Source organism: Pseudomonas sp. CROZ-RG-20F-R04-15, from assembly GCF_022662375.1.
Lineage (GTDB): Bacteria > Pseudomonadota > Gammaproteobacteria > Pseudomonadales > Pseudomonadaceae > Aquipseudomonas.
On record NZ_JAKNQL010000001.1, the window covers coordinates 213,844 to 232,684 of the forward strand.

Here is an 18,841-nt window from a genome sequence, read left to right on the forward strand (position 1 = left end):
CGGAGTTCGCCATGTCTTTAGCGGTGATTCAAATGGTCAGCCAGAGCGACGTGCTGGCCAATCTGGCTCAGGCCCGACGCCTGCTCGAACAGGCTGCTGCCGGCGGCGCGAAGCTGGCAGTGTTGCCAGAAAACTTCGCCGCCATGGGCCGTCGTGACGTTGCTGACATCGGCCGTGCCGAGGCGCTCGGCGAAGGACCTATCCTGCCGTGGTTGAAACAGACCGCCCGCGACCTCAAGTTATGGATAGTGGCCGGCACTTTGCCGTTGCCGCCAGTCAATCAACCGACGGCCAAGGCCAATGCCTGCTCGCTGCTGGTCGATGAGCATGGCGAAATCGTTGCACGCTATGACAAGTTGCATCTGTTCGATGTCGATGTGGCGGACAATCGCGGCCGTTATCGCGAATCCGATGACTATGCTTATGGCAGTGGTGTGGTGGTTGCCGACACGCCGGTGGGCAAGCTCGGTCTGACCGTGTGTTATGACCTGCGCTTTCCCGAGCTGTATAGCGAATTGCGTGCCGCCGGTGCCGAGTTGATCACCGCACCGTCGGCCTTCACTGCGGTGACCGGCGCAGCGCATTGGGATGTGCTGATTCGCGCGCGGGCCATCGAGACCCAGTGTTATGTGCTGGCCGCCGCGCAAGGCGGGACCCATCCGGGACCGCGCGAAACCTTCGGCCATGCGGCGATTATCGACCCGTGGGGCCGCGTGCTGGCGAGTCAGGATCAAGGCGAAGCGGTGTTGTTGGCCGAACGCGACAGTATTGAACAAGCGTCCATCAGGGCGCGAATGCCGGTGACCCGTCATCGGCGGTTTTTCTCGCAGGGCGCACAGCGGCCTGCTTCAGAACACGAATTTAAGGCGTAAACCTATGAGCGAGTTGTTGTCCTCAGTCAGTGATCACCTGTTGGCGCCCGGCGGCGTGACGATCGAGAGCCTGCAAGGCGTGCTCGGCGATCTGGCCGGTCCCGGCATTGATGCCGCCGATCTGTATTTCCAGGGCCAGATCTCCGAGTCGTGGGCGCTGGAAGACGGCATCGTCAAGGAAGGCAGCTTCAATCTCGACCAAGGTGTCGGCGTACGTGCGCAGTCCGGTGAAAAAACCGGTTTCGCCTACAGCAATGCGATCACCCTCGAAGCCCTCGGCGCAGCAGCCCGAGCCGCGCGTTCGATCTCCCGCGCCGGGCAGAACGGCACGGTGCAGGCGTTCACCACGCAGGATGTCGCGCAACTGTACGCGCCGGACAACCCGCTGGAAGTGCTGAGCCGCGCCGAGAAGGTTGAACTGCTCAAGCGTATCGATGTGGCTACCCGCGCGCTCGACCCGCGTATTCAGCAGGTCAGCGTCAGCATGGCTGGCGTCTGGGAGCGGATTCTGGTGGCGTCCACCGACGGCGGCCTGGCGGCGGATGTGCGCCCGCTGGTGCGTTTCAACGTCAGTGTGATCGTCGAACAGAATGGCCGTCGCGAGCGTGGCGGGCATGGCGGCGGCGGGCGTACCGACTACCGTTATTTCCTCGCCGAAGACCGCGCCATGGGTTATGCCCGCGAAGCGTTGCGACAAGCGCTGGTGAATCTGGAAGCGATTCCGGCACCGGCCGGTACGTTGCCGGTGGTGTTGGGTTCGGGCTGGTCCGGTGTGCTGTTGCACGAAGCCGTCGGCCACGGTCTCGAAGGCGACTTCAACCGCAAGGGCAGTTCGGCCTACAGCGGCCGCATGGGTGAAATGGTTGCCTCGAAACTTTGCACTATCGTCGATGACGGCACCTTGAGCGGCCGTCGCGGTTCGCTGAGCGTCGACGACGAGGGCACCCCGACCGAGTGCACCACGCTGATCGAGAACGGCGTACTCAAGGGCTACATGCAGGACAAGCTCAATGCGCGTCTGATGGGGGTGGCTCGTACCGGTAACGGTCGTCGCGAGTCTTACGCGCATCTGCCGATGCCTCGCATGACCAACACCTACATGCTCGGCGGCGAAAGCGATCCGGCGGAAATCATTGCTTCGGTGAAAAAAGGCATCTACTGCGCCAATCTTGGCGGTGGTCAGGTCGATATCACCAGCGGCAAGTTCGTGTTCTCCACCAGCGAGGCGTACCTGATCGAAGACGGCAAGATCACCGCGCCAGTCAAAGGTGCGACGTTGATCGGCAACGGCCCTGAGGCAATGAGCCGGGTGTCGATGGTCGGTAACGATCTGGCGCTGGACAGCGGTGTAGGCACGTGCGGCAAGGACGGGCAGTCGGTGCCGGTAGGCGTGGGTCAGCCGACGCTGAAAATCGATGCGATCACCGTGGGTGGCACGGGCGCATAAGAAGAGGTGGAGCTTCGGGTGGCGCGCAGGGCGACCACCCGGTGGCGAATATCAACGCAGACCGCGTTGAGTCTCGTCCAGCTCACGGATGTACTTGAAGATCTTGCGGCTGGAAGCAGGAGGTTTGTTTTGCGCAACCTCGTGCTGAGCCTGACGGATCAGGGAGCGTAGTTGTTGGCGATCGGCGTCCGGGTACTCGACGACGAACTTCTCCAGCACGGCATCGTCGCCTGCGATCAGGCGATCACGCCAGCGTTCGAGATTGTGGAAACGCTCGTTGTACTGACGAGTAGAGGCATCGAGTTGATCGAGCAACGTGAGAATGGCGTCCGTGTCCTGGTCGCGCATCAGTTTGCCGATGAACTGCAAATGCCGTTTACGCGCGATGTTCGCGGTGTGCTTGGGCGCATCGGCCAAAGCCCGGCGCATGGCGTCGGTCAGCGGCAGTTTTGCGATCAAGTCAGGCTTGAGTGTTGTCAGGCGCTCGCCGAGGTCAACCAGAGCATGCAGCTCGCGTTTGACCTGAGATTTGCTTTTTTCTCCCGTATCGAGGGAGTCGTCGTAAGAATCAACCATGGTGGCAGTCCGCAAAGAAACGCCGCCATGATAACCAGTCGGGGGCCGCTTGTCCGGCCCGGTCGCTCGATGACCCCAGCCGAAAGCAGAATTTGAGTGGAGATGAGCATGAGTGCAGTTCAAAGCGTCGGCCCGCAGGCATTGCCGGCACTGCAGGAACAAGTCGAGCAGATCATCGCCGAAGCCAAGCGTCAGGGCGCCAGTGCCTGCGAAGTAGCGGTGTCGCTGGAGCAGGGACTGTCGACATCAGTGCGTCAGCGTGAAGTCGAAACCGTCGAGTTCAACCGCGATCAGGGTTTCGGCATCACTCTGTATGTGGGCCAGCGCAAAGGCTCGGCCAGCACCTCGGCGACCGGCCCGGATGCAATTCGCGAAACCGTCGCTGCGGCTCTGGCCATCGCTAAACACACTTCAGAAGACGAGGCCTCGGGTCTGGCCGATGCGGCGTTGATGGCCAAGGAACAGCACGATTTCGACCTGTTTCACGAGTGGGACATCACGCCGGAGCAAGCGATCGAGAAGGCCTTGCTCTGTGAAGCAGCCGCGTTCGACGCCGATGCGCGGATCAAGAACGCCGACGGCACGACCCTCAGCACCCATCAGGGCTGCCGGGTTTACGGTAACAGCCACGGTTTCATTGGTGGCTACGCATCGACCCGGCACAGCCTGAGCTGCGTGATGATCGCCGAGGCCGATGGCCAGATGCAGCGCGATTACTGGTACGACGTGAGCCGTCAGGGCGAATTGCTGGCCGATCCGGTGAGCATTGGTCAGCGTGCCGCGCAACGGGCGGCAAGCCGTCTCGGCGCGCGTCCGGTGCCGACCTGCGAGGTGCCGGTACTGTTTTCCGCAGAGCTGGCGGGCGGTTTGTTTGGCAGTTTCCTCTCGGCGGTGTCCGGCGGCAGTCTGTATCGCAAATCGTCGTTCCTTGAAGGCACTTTGGGGCAGAAGCTGTTCCCGGAATGGCTGACGATTGATGAACGCCCGCACTTGATGCGCGCGATGGGCAGCGCCTCCTATGACGGTGATGGCCTGGCGACGTACGCCAAACCGTTCGTCGAAAAGGGCGAATTGGTCTCGTACATCCTTGGCACGTACTCCGGGCGCAAGCTCGGTATGCCGAGCACGGCGAACGCCGGCGGCGTGCATAACCTGTTCGTCACCCATGGTGATGAAGACCAGGCTGCGCTGTTGAAGCGTATGGGTCGTGGCTTGTTGGTCACTGAGTTGATGGGCCATGGCCTGAACATGGTTACCGGCGACTACTCGCGTGGTGCGGCGGGTTTCTGGGTGGAAAACGGCGAAATCCAGTTCGCCGTGCAGGAAGTGACCATCGCCGGCAACATGCGTGACATGTTCAAGCAGATCGTTGCCGTGGGTAATGACTTGGAACTGCGTAGCAACATTCGCACAGGTTCGGTGTTGATCGAACGGATGACTGTCGCCGGCAGCTAAGCTCACCCGCCACACCAAAAAGGCGCGCCACCCCATCGGGTGGCGCGCCTTTTTTATTGGCTCCATACAAAACCCTGTGGGAGCAAGCATGCTCGCGAAAGCGATTTAACAGCCGACCGCAGTGGTGACTGATACGACGCCTTCGCGAGCAGGCTCGCTCCCACCCTGAAATCTGCATCGCTCTGCGCTCTTGTTTTGGTTCTCATTATCATCTAATAATAAATCTCATTATCGGATGAGCCCCGGATCATGAGTTCTGCCTTGCACGAGCAGCCGTACCTCGAAAGCTGGCGCTGGATGAGTCGTCAGATCCGTTGCGCGATGGATCCCGACGAACCGCGCCTGATCGAACATTACCTCGCCGAAGGCCGGTATCTGTCTTGTTGCACCGCGACTTCTCCCTGGACCATCGCTGAAACCTCCTTCCGTCTGCTGCTCGACACGGCCACCGACATCGCCTTGCCGTGGCACTGGCGCAGCATCTGCCTCGATCAAGCCTGGCGTCCGTTGCGTGAAATGGAGCGCCTGTCCCTGTGCAACTGCCGGCTAAAACGCTGGCAACGCTACACCTGGCAGCTCGCCACTTGCGAATTGCTTCCCTCGATTCCTCTTATTGAACTGGTGCAAGGATTTTCAGATGACCAAGACACGTATTGAGCGCGACAGCATGGGCGAACTGCAGGTGCCGGTGGACGCTCTCTACGGCGCGCAAACGCAGCGCGCAGTGGATAACTTCCCGATCAGCGGCAAGCCGATGCCGACGCAATTCATCCGCGCGCTGATCCTCGCCAAGTCTGCGGCCGCCCGCGCCAACGTCGAGCTCAACCAGATCAGCGCCGCCCAGGGCAAAGCCATCAGCGACGCCGCGCAAGGCTTGCTCAAAGGCGATTTCATGCAGCATTTTCCGGTGGATATTTTCCAGACCGGTTCCGGCACCAGTTCCAACATGAACGCCAATGAAGTGATTGCCACTTTGGCCAGCCGTCTGCTCGGCGAATCGGTCAACGCCAACGATCACGTCAACTGCGGCCAGAGCAGCAACGACATCATCCCGACCACCATTCACGTCAGCGCCGCGCTGGCCCTGCACGAACAACTGCTGCCGGCGCTGCTGCACCTGGTGCAAGTGATCGAGCGCAAAGCCGAGCAAGTGCATCACCACGTCAAAACCGGCCGTACGCATTTGATGGACGCGATGCCGGTGCGCATGAGCCAAGTGCTCAATGGCTGGGCGCAACAGCTCAAGGCCAACATCGGCCACCTGCAAGACTTGCTGCCAAGCCTGCAATCCTTGGCGCAGGGCGGCACGGCCGTCGGCACCGGGATCAACGCGCATCCTGAGTTCGCCGCACGTTTCAGCCGCCAACTCAGCCAACTGACCGATGTGCAATTCACCCCGGGCAAAGATCTTTTCGCGCTGATCGGCTCGCAAGACACCGCCGTCGCCGTCTCTGGCCAGCTTAAAGCCACCGCAGTGTCGCTGATGAAAATCGCCAACGACCTGCGCTGGATGAACTCCGGCCCGCTCGCCGGCCTTGGCGAAATAGAACTGGAAGCCTTGCAACCGGGCTCGTCGATCATGCCGGGCAAGGTCAATCCGGTGATCCCCGAAGCCACCGCCATGGTTGCCGCGCAAGTCATCGGCAACGATTCGGTGATCACCATCGCCGGCCAGTCGGGCAACTTCGAACTGAACGTGATGCTGCCGATCATCGCGCAGAACCTGCTGAGCAGCATCGAATTGCTGGCCAACTCCAGCCGTCTGCTCGGTGACAAGGCCATCGCCAGCTTCAAGGTCAACGAGTCGCGCCTGAAGGAAGCGTTGTCGCGCAACCCGATTCTGGTCACCGCGCTCAACCCGATCATCGGCTACCAGAAAGCCGCGGAAATCGCCAAGCAGGCCTACAAAGAAGGCCGCGCGGTGATCGACGTCGCCCTGGAACACACCGACCTGTCGCGCAGCCAACTGGAAGAGTTGCTCAATCCCGAGAAACTCACCGCCGGCGGCGTGTAAACCCTGCAACCGCTTTGGAGGCTCACCATGGAGCACTGGAAACGCACGATCGAACGGGCCAATCGCTGCTTCATGCTGGGCGAATTGATCGACGCCCGTGAGGCTTATCTGCAAGCCCTGGCCCTGGCTCAAGTGTTGTTCGAACGCTGGGCGGATGCCGACGAAGCGGTGGCGGCCTGCGTCATCTCCCACCACAACCTGGCTGACTTGCACCTGCGCCTGAATCAGCCGGAGGAGAGCGCCGAATACCTCTGCGCTATTCATCAGCGGCTGCTGCAGACCATGCAGGACGAACGCCAGCGTCTGGCATTGCGTGAAGCGGCGCTGCGCCAGAGCAGCAAGACCTACGTCGAGCTGCTGAATTTCATCAGCGAACACGGCGAATACCCGCGCACCCAGCGTTTGCTGCACCCGGATACCGGCAATGCGCGCCGCGCGCCTGCCCCACACCACCATGGAGTCCATTGAAATGGCTTTTACCTTGCCTGCCTTGCCTTACGCCTACGACGCTCTCGAGCCGCATATCGATGCGCAGACCATGGAGATTCACTACACCAAGCATCACCAGACCTACATCAACAACTTAAACGCCGCCGTAGAAGGCACTGAATACGCTGAGTGGCCGGTGGAAAAGCTCGTCGCCAGTGTTCAGCAATTGCCGGAAAAACTCCGCGCGGCGGTAATCAATCAGGGCGGCGGTCACGCCAACCACTCGCTGTTCTGGGAAGTGATGGTGCCGAGTGGTGGCGGTAAGCCGGACGGCGCGCTGGCCAAGGCCATCGATGAGCAACTGGGCGGTCTCGACAGTTTCAAGGAAGCCTTCACTAAAGCCGCACTGACTCGCTTCGGCAGCGGCTGGGCCTGGCTCAGCGTGACCCCGGAGAAAAAACTGATCGTGGAAAGCAGCGGCAACCAGGACAGCCCGTTGATGAACGGCAACACGCCGATTCTCGGTCTCGATGTCTGGGAGCACGCCTATTACCTGCGCTATCAGAACCGTCGTCCGGAATACATCAACGCGTTCTACAACGTGATCAATTGGCCTGAGGTTGCTGCGCGCTATCAGGCCGCACTGGTTTAAGTCTTCTATAAAAACAATCCAAGGCTGACTATGGGCACTGAAACACTGGCGATCGGAAGTGGGCGTATGTTTCGTTACGCAGTGGGGTCGCTGTTGCTGTTGGCGGGCATGACCTTGTTGGTCACCCACGGGCTGGAATGGCTGAATCTGGAGCCGAGGCTGTTGCGAGCGTTGCAGGGCGGTGCGATCTGCGCCCTCGGCACGGCGCTTGGCGCTGTGCCGGTGCTGGTGATTCGGCGTATGCCGCAAGCGCTCAGCGATACGTTGCTGGGTTTTGGTGCCGGGGTGATGCTGGCGGCGACGGCGTTTTCGCTGATCGTACCGGGAATTGCCGCCGCCGAAAGCCTGGGCCTGACACCGTGGGGGGCCAGTGGCCTGATCTGTTTCGGCATCATGCTCGGTGCATTCGGGTTGTATCTGGTCGATCTCAAGGTTTCAGGTGCATCCCCGGAAATGCTCGTCGGCACCGTCGAGCATCCGGTGATCCCGCCGCGAATCTGGCTGTTCGTCTTCGCCATCATTGCCCACAACATCCCTGAAGGCATGGCGGTTGGTGTTTCTGCAGGCGGCGGCATGCCGGATGCGGACAGCCTCGCGATGGGCATTGCTTTGCAGGATGTACCGGAAGGTCTGGTGATTGCGCTGGTATTGGCCGGGGCGGGGATGTCGCGGGTCAAAGCGTTTTTGATCGGCGCGGCGTCTGGTCTGGTCGAACCGGTGTTTGCCCTGCTTTGTGCATGGCTGGTCAGCCTGGCGCAGGTGTTGTTGCCGTTAGGGCTGGCACTGGCGGCAGGGGCAATGTTGCTGGTGGTGACCCACGAGGTCATTCCCGAGTCGCGACGCAATGGTCATGACAAACTGGCCAGTCTTGGCTTGTTGAGCGGGTTTTGTTTGATGATGGTGATGGATACGGCATTGGGTTGAAGCAGATCAAAAGATCGCAGCCTGCGGCAACTCCTACCGGGAACCCATTCCAATGCAGGAGCTGCCGAAGGCTGCGATCTTTCTATTTTGGCTGTCAGCCGCCTTCATCGAAGTAGTTGTTGATCAACGCCACCAGCGCATCGAGCGCTTCCTGTTCCTGATGCCCTTCAGTACTCAAATAGATCCTGGTGCCCTTGCCAGCCGCCAGCATCATCATCGCCATGATGCTTTTGCCATCGACGGTAGTCTCTGGCGTGCGGCCCACTCTGATTGTGCAATCCGGATACTGCCCGGCCACTCCGACAAACTTGGCCGATGCGCGGGCATGCAGGCCCAGCTTGTTGATGATTTCGATTTCCAGAGCAGGCATCGCGGTGTGAATCCTTTAAGTGAGGTCGCGGTGGCGAACCTGGACATTCTTCAGGGTTTTCTGCAGGGCCTGACCCAGGCGTTCGGTCAGGTAGACGGAGCGGTGATGCCCGCCGGTGCAGCCAATGGCAATGGTGACGTAGGCACGGTTGCTCGCGGCGAAACGCGGCAGCCATTTGTGCAGGTAGGTGAAGATGTCCTGGAACATTTCTTCGACTTCCGGCTGCGCCGCGAGGTATTCGGCCACTGGCGCATCGAGACCTGATTGCGCACGCAGTTCCGGCTTCCAGTACGGATTGGGCAGGCAGCGCACATCGAACACCAGATCCGCGTCTACCGGCATGCCGCGCTTGAAGCCGAATGATTCGACCAGGAACGCGGTGCCCGGCTCCGGCTGATTCAGCAGGCGCAGCTTGATGGTGTCGCGCAACTGGTACAGGTTCAGATTGGTGGTGTTGATTTTCAGATCGGCGAGGTCGGCGATCGGGCCGAGCAGGGCGGTTTCATCCTGAATCGCCTCGGCCAGCGAGCGATTGGCGTTGCTCAGCGGATGGCGACGACGGGTTTCGGAGAAACGCTTGAGCAGGGTTTCTTCGTCGGCGTCCAGATACAGGACATCGCACTGGATGTGCTTGGCCCGGACATCTTCAAGCAGTTCGGGAAAGCGCGTCAGATGACTCGGCAAGTTGCGCGCATCGATCGATACGGCCACCAGCGGTTGCGCCAGCTCAGTGTGAATCAGCGCGCGTTCGGCCAATTCCGGCAGCAAGCCTGCCGGCAGGTTGTCGATGCAGTAATAGCCGTTGTCCTCAAGGACATCCAGAGCCGTACTTTTACCCGAGCCGGAACGGCCGCTGACGATGATCAAGCGCATGATTAGTGCCCGTTCTGCTCGTCCAGGACAACCTGATACAAGGCTTCGTTGCTCTTGGCGTTACGCAGTTTATCGCGCACATCCTTGCGGTCGAGCATGCTGGCGATCTGACGCAGCAACTCCAGGTGCGCATCGGTGGCGGCTTCCGGGACCAGCAATACGAACAGCAGATCAACCGGCGCACCGTCGATGGCGTCGAAATCAATAGGTGCTTCAAGGTGCATCAGCGCACTGATAGGCGCTTCGCAACCCTTGAGGCGACAGTGAGGAATGGCGATGCCGTTGCCAAAACCGGTGGAACCGAGTTTTTCACGGGCAATCAGTGCCTCGAAGACATCTTGCATCTCCAGATCCGGCACTTCGCGGGCGATCAGGTTGGCAATTTGTTCGAGGGCTTTCTTTTTACTGCCGCCCGGCACGTTCACGAGAGAACGGCCGGGGGTCAGGATACTTTCAAGTCGGATCATGGGGTGGGGGGTTATCGACCGGTCGCGCCCTGGAGCAGGCTCTGGGTCTTTTCCTTATGCTTTTTGAGTTGTTTATCCAGCTTGTCGGTCAAGGCGTCGATCGCCGCGTACATATCGGTATGTTCCGCGTTGGCGACCACTTCGCTGCCGGGTATATGCAAGGTGGCTTCGATTTTCTGCTTCAGCTTTTCGACGCACATCGTGACCTGCACGTTGGTGATCTTGTCGAAATGTCGCTCCAGTCGTTGGAGTTTTTCCTCGATATAGGAACGCAGAGGTTGGGTCACTTCCAGTTGGTGTCCACTGATGTTGACTTGCATACAGCTTCTCCTTCGTTGCCAGTGCATAAAGCGGCAGGCTGGATAGCCTGCCACTGGAACGCTGTAACGTGGCTTACATCAACCGCTTGCGTTCGCTCGAAGGCGCGATCCCGAGGGATTCGCGGTACTTGGCGACGGTGCGGCGAGCCACCTGAATGCCTTGTGCCTCCAGTAAACCAGCGATCTTGCTGTCACTCAACGGCTTTTTCTGATTTTCCGCGGCAACCAGTTTTTTGATGATCGCGCGGATCGCCGTGGACGAGCATTCGCCGCCTTCGGAGGTGCTGACGTGGCTGGAGAAAAAGTATTTCAGCTCATAAATACCGCGTGGGGTATGCATGAATTTCTGCGTGGTCACCCGCGAAATCGTTGACTCGTGCATGCCGACGGCTTCGGCGATGTCGTGCAGGACCAACGGCTTCATGGCTTCGTCGCCGTATTCCAGAAAACCGCGCTGATGCTCGACGATCTGGGTGGCAACTTTCATCAGGGTTTCGTTGCGGCTCTGCAGGCTCTTGATGAACCAGCGGGCTTCCTGCAACTGGTTACGCATGAAGGTGTTGTCGGCGCTGGTGTCGGCGCGACGGACGAAACCCGCGTACTGGGCGTTGACGCGCAGGCGTGGCACCGATTCCTGGTTCAGCTCGACCAGCCAGCGCTCATTGTCCTTGCGCACAATGACGTCTGGCACAACGTATTCGGCTTCGGTGGATTCGATCTGCGAACCTGGACGCGGATTAAGGCTCTGCACCAGTTCGATGACCTGACGCAGTTCATCTTCCTTGAGCTTCATGCGGCGCATCAACTGGCTGTAGTCGCGGCTGCCCAGCAGGTCGATGTAGTCGGTAACCAGACGTTTCGCTTCAGCCAGCCAAGGTGTCTTGGCCGATAGCTGGCGCAATTGCAGCAACAGGCATTCGCCGAGGTTGCGCGCACCGATGCCGGCTGGTTCGAACTGTTGAATGCGGTGCAGGACGGCTTCGATTTCGTCCAGTTCGATGTCCAGTTCCGGGTCGAACGCCTCAAGAATTTCTTCGAGGGTTTCGTCCAGGTAGCCCTGATTGTTGATGCAATCGATCAGGGTCACGGCGATCAGGCGATCGGTGTCGGACATCGGTGCGAGATTCAGCTGCCACAGCAAATGGCTTTGCAGGCTCTCGCCGGCAGAGGTGCGGGTGGTGAAGTCCCACTCGTCATCATCGTTGCTGGGCAGGCTGCTGGCGCTGGTCTGGTAGACGTCTTCCCAGGCGGTGTCGACCGGAAGTTCGTTGGGGATGCGCTCGTTCCATTCGCCGTCCTCGAGGTTGTCGACCGTCGGGGCGGTTTCCTGATAGGAAGGTTCCTGGATCTCGGTGTTGGGCTTCTGTTCGGCGTTGTCGGCCATAGGGTCGGAATTGTCGAAGTCTTCGCCTTCTTCCTGGCGTTCGAGCATCGGATTGGATTCCAGCGCCTCCTGGATTTCCTGTTGCAGATCCAGGGTCGACAATTGGAGCAGGCGGATGGCCTGTTGCAACTGCGGTGTCATCGTCAGCTGCTGGCCCATTCTCAAGACTAGCGATGGTTTCATGGCAGGGGCTTAACACCTTATTCGCCGGCGCTATGCGCCATCCACTACAGGGCGCCGAAGCGCCAAACTTAAGCAAATTATATGCCTGAAACTGAAGTGTTTGCCTAGAGCGCTGTAACAATTAAAGCGTATTAAATCCTGCTTGAATCGATACAGCGCCCCGGCGGCGCACCGGGCACTGTTGCGCTTACAGGCGGAACTCGTGGCCCAGATACACTTCCTTGACCAGATCGTTGGCCAGGATGGTTTCTGCGTCGCCTTCGGCGATCAGTTGACCATCGTTGACGATGTAAGCGGTTTCGCAGATGTCCAGCGTCTCACGGACGTTGTGGTCGGTGATCAGCACACCGATACCCTTGGCCTTGAGATGGTGGATGATCTGCTTGATGTCGCCGACCGAAATCGGGTCGACACCGGCGAACGGTTCGTCGAGCAGGATGAATTTCGGTGCGGTCGCCAGTGCGCGAGCGATTTCCACCCGGCGGCGTTCACCGCCGGAAAGGCTCATGCCGAGGTTGTCGCGGATGTGGCTGATGTGGAATTCCTGCAGCAGGCTTTCCAGCTCCTTGCGACGGCCGGCCTTGTCGAGTTCCTGACGGGTCTCGAGGATGGCCATGATGTTATCGGCCACCGACAGTTTGCGGAAGATCGACGCTTCTTGCGGCAGATAGCCGATACCGGCCTTGGCGCGACCGTGCATTGGCTGATGGCTGACGTCCAGATCGTCGATCAGCACGCGGCCCTGATCGGCCTGCACCAGGCCGACGATCATGTAGAAGCACGTGGTCTTGCCGGCACCGTTCGGGCCGAGCAGGCCGACGATCTGGCCGCTGTCGATCGACAGGCTGACGTCACGCACGACCTGGCGGCTTTTATAGGCCTTGGCCAGGTGCTGAGCTTTCAGAGTTGCCATTACTGGGTTTTCTCGTCGGTTTTCTTCTTCGGCTGGATCACCATGTCGATGCGTGGACGCGCCTCGGTGACCTTGCTGCCGGTAGCGCGACCGGCGCTGGCCAGTTTCTTCACGGTGTCATAGACGATTTTCTCGCCCTGAGTCGTGTTGTTGTCTTTGTCGACCACCTTGGCCTTGTCGATAAGCACGACGCGGTTTTGCGCGGCGTGGTACTGGATCGTCACGCCCCAGCCCTGTACGGGCTTGGTGTCACCTTGAGTTTGCAATTGCTCGAAGTAGGCAAGGTTGCCTACCGACGTCACCACGTCGATATCGCCGGCCGGGGTACGAGTGATGGTCACGGTATTGCCGGTGACCTTCATCGAGCCCTGGGTGATGATCACATCACCTTTATAAGTGGCGATGCCGTTCTTGTCGTCCAGTTGGGCGTCGTCGGCTTGAATGCGGATAGGTTGCTGCTGATCGTTCGGCAGGGCCCAGGCGCTCACGCTTCCCAGTGCTGCGCCCAGACTGAGCAAAATAGGGAGGGTTTTAACGAGCCTCATACTGTCCTCTTACGTTCGATAGCAGGTGTATCCTGCTTTCCTTCAGGTACGCTTTCATTCCAACGCCAGTCGATACACCGCCAGCGCCGTCGATTCTAACGGGTTGCTCGGTCTGCGCATATTCCTGCTGCGGGAACACGGTCATGCGAGTGGAAGTGATCAGGATGTCACGCTTCTTTTCATCGGTGCGCGCAACGCGTACCGAGTCGATCAGTTCGACTTCGGTGCCGCCCGAGTTGACTTCGCCGCGCTCACTGGTCACGTGCCACGGAAATTCCGTTCCGCGGTACATATTCAGATCGGGTTTGGTCACGAGCGTGATGTCGGTTGCCTTCACGTGCTCGGCCTTTTCAGACGTCATTTCATATTGCACCTTGCCATCCGGCAGGTATTGCAGGGTGTGCGTGTTGGTCGCATACCAGTCGATAGGCGTTTCCACCGAGGTGGCCGGTGGTTTGTCGAGAAAGCGTTCCGGGCTGATATTCCAATAGCCGACCGCGGCGAAAATCGCAGCGATGCAGCCGAACAGCAGGAAGTTACGAAATTTTTTGCTGAACATGGTTTGGCTCACAGGTACGCGGCGTTGGCCGCATCGAGGCGGCCCTGGGCGCGCAGGATCAATTCGCAGAATTCGCGGGCAGCACCTTCGCCACCGCGAGCGCGGGTCACGCCATGGGCGTGTTCGCGGACGAAGTCGGCAGCGTTGGCCACGGCCATGCCTAGACCTACGCGACGAATCACCGGCAGATCAGGCAGGTCGTCACCGAGGTAGGCAACCTCTTCATAGCTTAGGCCCAGTTGCTCGAGAAGACCGTCGAGAACGACCAATTTGTCTTCGCGCCCCTGAAACAGGTGCGGGATGCCGAGGTTTTTCGCGCGACGTTCGACCACTGGTGTCTTGCGACCGCTGATGATGGCGGTCTGCACGCCGGCGTTCATCAACATTTTGATGCCCTGGCCGTCGAGGGTATTGAAGGTCTTGAATTCGCTGCCGTCTTCAAGGAAATACAGGCGTCCGTCGGTGAGAACACCGTCGACGTCGAAAACCGCCAGTTTGATCGCTTTGCCGCGTTGCAGCAGATCGTTGCTCATTACATGACTCCTGCGCGCAGCAGATCGGAAAGGTTGAAGGCGCCGACCGGGCGATCTTCCTCGTCTACGACTACCAATGCGTTGATTCGGTGGTCTTCCATGATTTTCAGGGCTTCGGCGGCCAGCATTTCGGGGCGGGCAGTCTTGCCGTGAGCGGTCATGACCTGATCGATGGTGGCGCTGCGAATATCGATGCTGCGATCCAGCGTGCGGCGCAGATCGCCGTCAGTGAAGATCCCGGCCAGTTTACCGTCAGTTTCAAGGATGACGGTCATGCCCAGACCTTTACGGGTCATTTCCATCAGTGCGTCCTTGAGCAGCGTGCCGCGTTGTACTTGTGGCAGCTCCTGTCCGGCGTGCATGACGTTTTCCACTTTCAGCAGCAGGCGACGGCCCAAGGCTCCGCCCGGGTGCGAGAACGCGAAATCTTCAGCGGTGAAGCCGCGTGCTTCCAGTAACGCTACGGCCAGCGCATCACCCATCACCAGTGCCGCTGTCGTCGATGAGGTCGGCGCCAGATTCAGCGGGCAGGCTTCATGCTCGACGTGCACGTTGAGATTGACCTCGGCCGCCTTCGCCAGCGGTGACTGCGGGTTGCCGGTGACGCTGATCAACTGGATGCCCAGACGCTTGATCAGCGGCAGCAAGGTGACGATTTCGTTGGTCGAGCCGGAATTCGACAGGGCCAGGATCACGTCATCGCGAGTGATCATGCCCATGTCGCCATGGCTGGCTTCGGCCGGGTGGACAAAAAAGGCCGGGGTGCCGGTGCTGGCCAGGGTCGCGGCGATCTTGTTGCCGATGTGCCCGGATTTGCCCATGCCGACCACGACTACACGGCCCTTGCTGGCCAGAATCATCTCGCAAGCACGTACGAAATCGGCGTCGATATGGGGCAACAAGCCTTGTACGGCTTCCACTTCGAGTTGGATGGTGCGTTGTGCCGATTGAATCAGGTCGCTGGATTGGCTCATGTCAGAAATCGTATAGCCCGATGAAAAGGCGGCGATTATAGCGGTTATGTTGCAAAGCCTCACGCAAGTTCGTCGTGCTTTGTCATTCCTCGTTACCAAAACCGGGAAAAACAACCCGCAGACCTGTCATATCGCCGAACACAGGCTGGCACAAGCCTTGGGCGCGTCGCCTTTGCAGTGATATAGTTCGCCGCCAGTTCGGCCTGCCCGGGGTGTACGTACTTTTTAAGTAAAGACAGGCGTCCGAGTGAGAGGCTGCATCGCAAGGAGTTTAGATGAGTGCCGATAACGCCTACGCGGTCGAGCTGAAGGGAGTCTCCTTCAAGCGCGGTGCGCGCAGCATTTTCAATAACGTCGATATTCGCATCCCGCGCGGCAAGGTCACCGGCATCATGGGGCCTTCCGGGTGTGGCAAGACCACATTGCTGCGATTGATGGGCGCGCAACTGCGTCCTTCCAGCGGCGAAGTCTGGGTCAACGGCCAGAACCTGCCTGCGCTTTCGCGCAGCGATCTGTTCGATGCGCGAAAGCACATGGGTGTGCTGTTTCAAAGCGGCGCACTGTTCACCGATCTCGATGTGTTCGAGAACGTGGCTTTCCCCCTGCGTGTTCATACCGATTTGCCGGAAGAAATGATCCGCGACATCGTCCTGCTCAAATTGCAGGCGGTCGGTCTGCGCGGCGCAATCGAATTGATGCCCGATGAGCTGTCCGGCGGTATGAAGCGTCGAGTTGCTCTGGCGCGGGCAATTGCGCTCGATCCGCAGATTCTCATGTACGACGAACCGTTCGTCGGGCAGGACCCGATCGCCATGGGCGTGCTGGTCCGTCTGATCCGTTTGCTCAATGATGCACTGGGGATCACCAGCATTGTGGTGTCCCACGATCTGGCGGAAACCGCGAGCATTGCCGACTACATCTATGTCGTCGGCGACGGTCAGGTGCTGGGGCAGGGTACGCCGGACGAGTTGATGAACTCGGACGAGCCGCGTATCCGTCAGTTCATGACCGGCGATCCCGATGGCCCGGTGCCGTACCATTTTCCAGCGACGGATTACCGCGCAGATCTTCTGGGGAAGCGCTGATGCGCAGAATTTCATTAATAGAACGCGTGCGCCGGTTCGGCGAGGCGGCGGTCGACGCCGTCGCGGTGTTCGGTCGGGCGACGTTGTTCCTGTTTCATGCCCTGTTGGGGCGTGGCGGTATCAGCGGCGGTTTCAGTCTGCTGGTCAAACAGTTGCACTCGGTCGGCGTAATGTCGCTGGTGATCATCGTCGTTTCGGGGATTTTCATCGGCATGGTGCTGGCCCTGCAGGGCTTCAGCATTCTGTCGAGCTACGGTTCGGAGCAGGCTGTGGGGCAGATGGTTGCTCTTACCCTGTTGCGTGAACTGGGTCCGGTGGTGACGGCGCTGTTGTTCGCCGGTCGTGCCGGTTCGGCACTGACTGCCGAGATCGGCAACATGAAGTCCACCGAACAGCTTTCCAGCCTGGAAATGATCGGCGTCGATCCGCTCAAGTACATCATTGCCCCGCGCCTGTGGGCCGGCTTCATTTCCCTGCCGGTGCTGGCAATGATTTTCAGCGTGGTCGGCATCTGGGGCGGTTCGTGGGTGGCTGTCGACTGGCTGGGTGTGTATGAAGGCTCTTATTGGGCGAACATGCAGAACAGCGTGAACTTCACCAGTGACGTGCTCAATGGCGTGATCAAAAGTGTCGTTTTCGCCTTTGTAGTGACCTGGATCGCCGTATTCCAAGGCTATGACTGTGAGCCCACTTCCGAGGGCATCAGTCGCGCCACCACCAAGACCGTGGTGTTTGCCTCGCTGGCAGTGCTCGGCCTCGACTTTATTCTGACCGCTTTGATGTTTGGAGATTTCTGATGCAAAACCGCACCCTGGAAATCGGTGTCGGCCTGTTCCTGCTGGCAGGGATCCTGGCCTTGTTGCTGCTTGCGTTGCGGGTCAGTGGCCTGTCTCCGACGTCGACCACCGACACCTATAAACTGTATGCCTACTTCGACAATATCGCCGGTTTGACGGTCAGAGCCAAAGTGACCATGGCCGGTGTGACCATCGGCAAGGTCACGGCGATCGATCTGGATCGCGACAGCTTTACCGGTCGAGTCACCCTGCAAGTGGATAAAAAGGTCGACAACCTGCCGACTGACTCCACAGCGTCTATCCTGACCGCTGGTCTGCTGGGCGAGAAGTACATCGGTATCAGCGTAGGCGGAGAAGACAAACCGCTGAAGGATGGTGGAACCATCCACGACACGCAGTCGTCTCTGGTACTGGAAGACCTGATCGGTAAATTCCTGCTCAATACCGTTAGCAAAGACGCCAAATGAGGAGCTTTTGAATGATCTCTACCTTGCGACGTGGCCTGTTGGTGTTGCTCGCGGCATTGCCTCTGATGGGTAACGCTGTGGCGGCACAGTCTGCGCATGATCTGGTTCAGGACACCACGAACCGGATGCTTGCCGACTTGTCGGCCAACAAAGAGAAGTACAAGCAGGATCCGCAGGATTTCTACACGGCGCTGAACACCATCGTCGGTCCGGTGGTGGATGCCGAGGGCATTTCCAAAAGCATCATGACGGTCAAGTATTCGCGCAAGGCTACGCCTGCGCAGATGCAGACCTTCCAGGAAAACTTCAAGAAAGGCCTGTTCCAGTTCTACGGCAACGCCTTGCTCGAATACAACAATCAGGGCATTACTGTTGATCCGGCCAAGGATGAGTCGGGCGATCGCACCAGCGTCGGCATGACCGTCAAGGGCACTAACGGTGCGATCTACCCTGTGCAGTACACGCTCGAGAAGATCAACGGCGAGTGGAAACTGCGCAACGTGATCATCAACGGCATCAACATCGGCAAGCTGTTCCGTGATCAGTTCGCCGACGCCATGCAGCGCAATGGCAACGACCTGGACAAGACCATCAATGGTTGGGCCGGTGAAGTGGCCAAGGCCAAGGAAGAAACTGACAAGTCTGCCGCGAAGCCAGCGCAATGAATGAGGCCGCAGTTCGTATGAGTGATGTCGACGAGCTTCTGCTCAGCGGAGTGCTGGATTACCGTACCGGCGCGGACTTGCGCAAGGAAGGCCAGGCGTTGATCAAGTCCAGCAAGGCGTCTTCGCTGGTGATCGACTGCTCGGCGGTGAAGAAGTCCAGCAGCGTCGGTTTGTCATTGCTGCTGTGCTTCATGCGCGATGCCAATGCGGCCGGCAAGGCTGTCAGCATCCGCGCGATGCCCGAAGATATGCGCGAAATCGCTCAGGTCAGTGAACTGACCGAACTGTTGGCGCACCCCTGAACCCGCATCTATAAAGAAGCCCCCCGTCAGAGTCC

At 59.3% G+C, this 18,841-nt stretch carries 24 protein-coding genes; 13 read left to right on the forward strand and 11 right to left on the reverse strand.

Features of this window, described 5'->3' with window-relative positions; genetic code table 11:
- The first annotated feature begins 11 nt into the window (after window positions 1-11).
- Window positions 12-872 carry a carbon-nitrogen hydrolase family protein gene (locus L8H52_RS00860; protein WP_242205289.1) on the forward strand — a complete coding sequence of 287 codons (861 nt, stop codon included), beginning with the start codon at window positions 12-14 and terminating at the stop codon, window positions 870-872.
- A gap of 4 nt (window positions 873-876) precedes the next feature.
- Window positions 877-2,319, forward strand: coding sequence for a metalloprotease TldD (gene tldD, locus L8H52_RS00865; protein ID WP_034154473.1), 1,443 nt, complete (start codon window positions 877-879; stop codon window positions 2,317-2,319).
- A gap of 51 nt (window positions 2,320-2,370) precedes the next feature.
- Here the strand turns inward: tldD and yjgA are convergent, their stop codons facing one another.
- Complete coding sequence (yjgA, locus tag L8H52_RS00870) at window positions 2,371-2,895, reverse strand: ribosome biogenesis factor YjgA (RefSeq protein WP_007915377.1); 525 nt, start codon at window positions 2,893-2,895, stop codon at window positions 2,371-2,373.
- 102 nt (window positions 2,896-2,997) lie between these two features.
- Between yjgA and pmbA the strand changes: the two genes are divergently transcribed.
- The 6 genes from pmbA (at window position 2,998) to L8H52_RS00900 (ending at window position 8,369) form a co-directional block, all read left to right on the forward strand.
- Window positions 2,998-4,350, forward strand: coding sequence for a metalloprotease PmbA (pmbA, locus tag L8H52_RS00875; RefSeq protein ID WP_178087409.1), 1,353 nt, complete (start codon window positions 2,998-3,000; stop codon window positions 4,348-4,350).
- A gap of 249 nt (window positions 4,351-4,599) precedes the next feature.
- Window positions 4,600-5,007, forward strand: a complete 408-nt coding sequence (locus L8H52_RS00880) for a FagA protein (protein ID WP_242205287.1) — start codon at window positions 4,600-4,602, stop codon at window positions 5,005-5,007.
- The gene (locus L8H52_RS00885) at window positions 4,988-6,364 is read left to right on the forward strand and encodes a class II fumarate hydratase (RefSeq protein ID WP_242205285.1); all 1,377 of its coding nucleotides are present in this window, start codon (window positions 4,988-4,990) and stop codon (window positions 6,362-6,364) included. The genes L8H52_RS00880 and L8H52_RS00885 overlap by 20 nt, the downstream gene beginning before the upstream one ends.
- A 27-nt stretch (window positions 6,365-6,391) precedes the next feature.
- Entirely contained in the window at window positions 6,392-6,832 is a 441-nt protein-coding gene (locus tag L8H52_RS00890) for a hypothetical protein (protein ID WP_016984162.1), read from the forward strand.
- A 1-nt stretch (window position 6,833) separates the two neighbouring features.
- A complete protein-coding gene (locus tag L8H52_RS00895; RefSeq protein ID WP_122597935.1) occupies window positions 6,834-7,445 on the forward strand; it encodes a superoxide dismutase in 612 nt (203 codons plus the stop codon).
- 30 nt (window positions 7,446-7,475) lie between these two features.
- Window positions 7,476-8,369, forward strand: a complete 894-nt coding sequence (locus L8H52_RS00900; protein ID WP_242205283.1) for a ZIP family metal transporter — start codon at window positions 7,476-7,478, stop codon at window positions 8,367-8,369.
- 94 nt (window positions 8,370-8,463) lie between these two features.
- On the opposite strand, the gene L8H52_RS00905 is transcribed toward L8H52_RS00900, so the two are convergent.
- The 10 genes from L8H52_RS00905 to L8H52_RS00950 all read right to left on the reverse strand — a co-directional run bounded on the left by L8H52_RS00905 (window position 8,464) and on the right by L8H52_RS00950 (window position 15,490).
- On the reverse strand, window positions 8,464-8,739 hold the full coding sequence (locus L8H52_RS00905) for an HPr family phosphocarrier protein (RefSeq protein ID WP_242205282.1): 276 nt from the start codon (window positions 8,737-8,739) through the stop codon (window positions 8,464-8,466).
- 15 nt (window positions 8,740-8,754) lie between these two features.
- Window positions 8,755-9,612: an RNase adapter RapZ gene (rapZ, locus tag L8H52_RS00910; protein ID WP_242205280.1), complete on the reverse strand. Its 858-nt coding sequence runs from the start codon at window positions 9,610-9,612 to the stop codon at window positions 8,755-8,757.
- A 2-nt stretch (window positions 9,613-9,614) separates the two neighbouring features.
- On the reverse strand, window positions 9,615-10,079 hold the full coding sequence (ptsN, locus tag L8H52_RS00915) for a PTS IIA-like nitrogen regulatory protein PtsN (protein WP_242205278.1): 465 nt from the start codon (window positions 10,077-10,079) through the stop codon (window positions 9,615-9,617).
- Window positions 10,080-10,090: 11 nt separating this feature from the next.
- On the reverse strand, window positions 10,091-10,399 hold the full coding sequence (raiA, locus tag L8H52_RS00920) for a ribosome-associated translation inhibitor RaiA (RefSeq protein ID WP_008085073.1): 309 nt from the start codon (window positions 10,397-10,399) through the stop codon (window positions 10,091-10,093).
- Between the two features lie 73 nt (window positions 10,400-10,472).
- Window positions 10,473-11,966 (reverse strand): RNA polymerase factor sigma-54, encoded by a 1,494-nt coding sequence (locus L8H52_RS00925; RefSeq protein WP_242205276.1) that lies wholly within the window; start codon window positions 11,964-11,966, stop codon window positions 10,473-10,475.
- A 187-nt stretch (window positions 11,967-12,153) separates the two neighbouring features.
- Window positions 12,154-12,879 carry an LPS export ABC transporter ATP-binding protein gene (lptB, locus tag L8H52_RS00930; protein WP_008085069.1) on the reverse strand — a complete coding sequence of 242 codons (726 nt, stop codon included), beginning with the start codon at window positions 12,877-12,879 and terminating at the stop codon, window positions 12,154-12,156.
- The gene (gene lptA, locus L8H52_RS00935) at window positions 12,879-13,424 is read right to left on the reverse strand and encodes a lipopolysaccharide transport periplasmic protein LptA (RefSeq protein ID WP_064119365.1); all 546 of its coding nucleotides are present in this window, start codon (window positions 13,422-13,424) and stop codon (window positions 12,879-12,881) included. The genes lptB and lptA overlap by 1 nt, the downstream gene beginning before the upstream one ends.
- A complete protein-coding gene (lptC, locus tag L8H52_RS00940) occupies window positions 13,411-13,983 on the reverse strand; it encodes an LPS export ABC transporter periplasmic protein LptC (protein ID WP_242205274.1) in 573 nt (190 codons plus the stop codon). Before lptC ends, lptA begins: the two co-directional genes overlap by 14 nt.
- Window positions 13,984-13,991: 8 nt before the next feature.
- Window positions 13,992-14,516 carry an HAD family hydrolase gene (locus tag L8H52_RS00945; protein ID WP_007912407.1) on the reverse strand — a complete coding sequence of 175 codons (525 nt, stop codon included), beginning with the start codon at window positions 14,514-14,516 and terminating at the stop codon, window positions 13,992-13,994.
- A complete protein-coding gene (locus L8H52_RS00950; protein ID WP_007912405.1) occupies window positions 14,516-15,490 on the reverse strand; it encodes a KpsF/GutQ family sugar-phosphate isomerase in 975 nt (324 codons plus the stop codon). Before L8H52_RS00950 ends, L8H52_RS00945 begins: the two co-directional genes overlap by 1 nt.
- Window positions 15,491-15,765: 275 nt before the next feature.
- Between L8H52_RS00950 and L8H52_RS00955 the strand changes: the two genes are divergently transcribed.
- Genes L8H52_RS00955 through L8H52_RS00975 form a run of 5 tightly spaced genes read left to right on the forward strand, consistent with a single transcriptional unit; the run spans window position 15,766 to window position 18,806 of the window.
- The gene (locus L8H52_RS00955) at window positions 15,766-16,575 is read left to right on the forward strand and encodes an ATP-binding cassette domain-containing protein (RefSeq protein WP_242205272.1); all 810 of its coding nucleotides are present in this window, start codon (window positions 15,766-15,768) and stop codon (window positions 16,573-16,575) included.
- Entirely contained in the window at window positions 16,575-17,372 is a 798-nt protein-coding gene (mlaE, locus tag L8H52_RS00960) for a lipid asymmetry maintenance ABC transporter permease subunit MlaE (protein WP_242205269.1), read from the forward strand. The genes L8H52_RS00955 and mlaE overlap by 1 nt, the downstream gene beginning before the upstream one ends.
- Window positions 17,372-17,839: an outer membrane lipid asymmetry maintenance protein MlaD gene (gene mlaD / locus L8H52_RS00965; protein WP_007912400.1), complete on the forward strand. Its 468-nt coding sequence runs from the start codon at window positions 17,372-17,374 to the stop codon at window positions 17,837-17,839. The genes mlaE and mlaD overlap by 1 nt, the downstream gene beginning before the upstream one ends.
- A gap of 11 nt (window positions 17,840-17,850) precedes the next feature.
- Window positions 17,851-18,504 carry an ABC transporter substrate-binding protein gene (locus L8H52_RS00970; protein WP_242205267.1) on the forward strand — a complete coding sequence of 218 codons (654 nt, stop codon included), beginning with the start codon at window positions 17,851-17,853 and terminating at the stop codon, window positions 18,502-18,504.
- A complete protein-coding gene (locus L8H52_RS00975) occupies window positions 18,501-18,806 on the forward strand; it encodes an STAS domain-containing protein (protein ID WP_242205265.1) in 306 nt (101 codons plus the stop codon). The genes L8H52_RS00970 and L8H52_RS00975 overlap by 4 nt, the downstream gene beginning before the upstream one ends.
- The last annotated feature ends 35 nt before the right edge of the window (window positions 18,807-18,841 follow it).

Excerpts from the sequence above, each read along its gene's own strand:
- pmbA (WP_178087409.1), top strand. The coding sequence starts at position 2,998 with ATGAGCATGAGTGCAGTTCAAAGCGTCGGCCCGCAGGCATTGCCGGCA.
- tldD (WP_034154473.1), top strand. The coding sequence starts at position 877 with ATGAGCGAGTTGTTGTCCTCAGTCAGTGATCACCTGTTGGCGCCCGGC.
- L8H52_RS00905 (WP_242205282.1), bottom strand. The coding sequence starts at position 8,739 with ATGCCTGCTCTGGAAATCGAAATCATCAACAAGCTGGGCCTGCATGCC.
- ptsN (WP_242205278.1), bottom strand. The coding sequence starts at position 10,079 with ATGATCCGACTTGAAAGTATCCTGACCCCCGGCCGTTCTCTCGTGAAC.
- L8H52_RS00955 (WP_242205272.1), top strand. The coding sequence starts at position 15,766 with ATGAGTGCCGATAACGCCTACGCGGTCGAGCTGAAGGGAGTCTCCTTC.
- mlaE (WP_242205269.1), top strand. The coding sequence starts at position 16,575 with ATGCGCAGAATTTCATTAATAGAACGCGTGCGCCGGTTCGGCGAGGCG.
- L8H52_RS00895 (WP_122597935.1), top strand. The coding sequence starts at position 6,834 with ATGGCTTTTACCTTGCCTGCCTTGCCTTACGCCTACGACGCTCTCGAG.
- lptC (WP_242205274.1), bottom strand. The coding sequence starts at position 13,983 with ATGTTCAGCAAAAAATTTCGTAACTTCCTGCTGTTCGGCTGCATCGCT.
- L8H52_RS00975 (WP_242205265.1), top strand. The coding sequence starts at position 18,501 with ATGAATGAGGCCGCAGTTCGTATGAGTGATGTCGACGAGCTTCTGCTC.
- L8H52_RS00925 (WP_242205276.1), bottom strand. The coding sequence starts at position 11,966 with ATGAAACCATCGCTAGTCTTGAGAATGGGCCAGCAGCTGACGATGACA.
- yjgA (WP_007915377.1), bottom strand. The coding sequence starts at position 2,895 with ATGGTTGATTCTTACGACGACTCCCTCGATACGGGAGAAAAAAGCAAA.
- L8H52_RS00860 (WP_242205289.1), top strand. The coding sequence starts at position 12 with ATGTCTTTAGCGGTGATTCAAATGGTCAGCCAGAGCGACGTGCTGGCC.
- L8H52_RS00950 (WP_007912405.1), bottom strand. The coding sequence starts at position 15,490 with ATGAGCCAATCCAGCGACCTGATTCAATCGGCACAACGCACCATCCAA.
- L8H52_RS00890 (WP_016984162.1), top strand. The coding sequence starts at position 6,392 with ATGGAGCACTGGAAACGCACGATCGAACGGGCCAATCGCTGCTTCATG.
- L8H52_RS00970 (WP_242205267.1), top strand. The coding sequence starts at position 17,851 with ATGATCTCTACCTTGCGACGTGGCCTGTTGGTGTTGCTCGCGGCATTG.
- lptA (WP_064119365.1), bottom strand. The coding sequence starts at position 13,424 with ATGAGGCTCGTTAAAACCCTCCCTATTTTGCTCAGTCTGGGCGCAGCA.
- L8H52_RS00880 (WP_242205287.1), top strand. The coding sequence starts at position 4,600 with ATGAGTTCTGCCTTGCACGAGCAGCCGTACCTCGAAAGCTGGCGCTGG.
- L8H52_RS00900 (WP_242205283.1), top strand. The coding sequence starts at position 7,476 with ATGGGCACTGAAACACTGGCGATCGGAAGTGGGCGTATGTTTCGTTAC.
- raiA (WP_008085073.1), bottom strand. The coding sequence starts at position 10,399 with ATGCAAGTCAACATCAGTGGACACCAACTGGAAGTGACCCAACCTCTG.
- mlaD (WP_007912400.1), top strand. The coding sequence starts at position 17,372 with ATGCAAAACCGCACCCTGGAAATCGGTGTCGGCCTGTTCCTGCTGGCA.
- L8H52_RS00945 (WP_007912407.1), bottom strand. The coding sequence starts at position 14,516 with ATGAGCAACGATCTGCTGCAACGCGGCAAAGCGATCAAACTGGCGGTT.
- rapZ (WP_242205280.1), bottom strand. The coding sequence starts at position 9,612 with ATGCGCTTGATCATCGTCAGCGGCCGTTCCGGCTCGGGTAAAAGTACG.
- L8H52_RS00885 (WP_242205285.1), top strand. The coding sequence starts at position 4,988 with ATGACCAAGACACGTATTGAGCGCGACAGCATGGGCGAACTGCAGGTG.
- lptB (WP_008085069.1), bottom strand. The coding sequence starts at position 12,879 with ATGGCAACTCTGAAAGCTCAGCACCTGGCCAAGGCCTATAAAAGCCGC.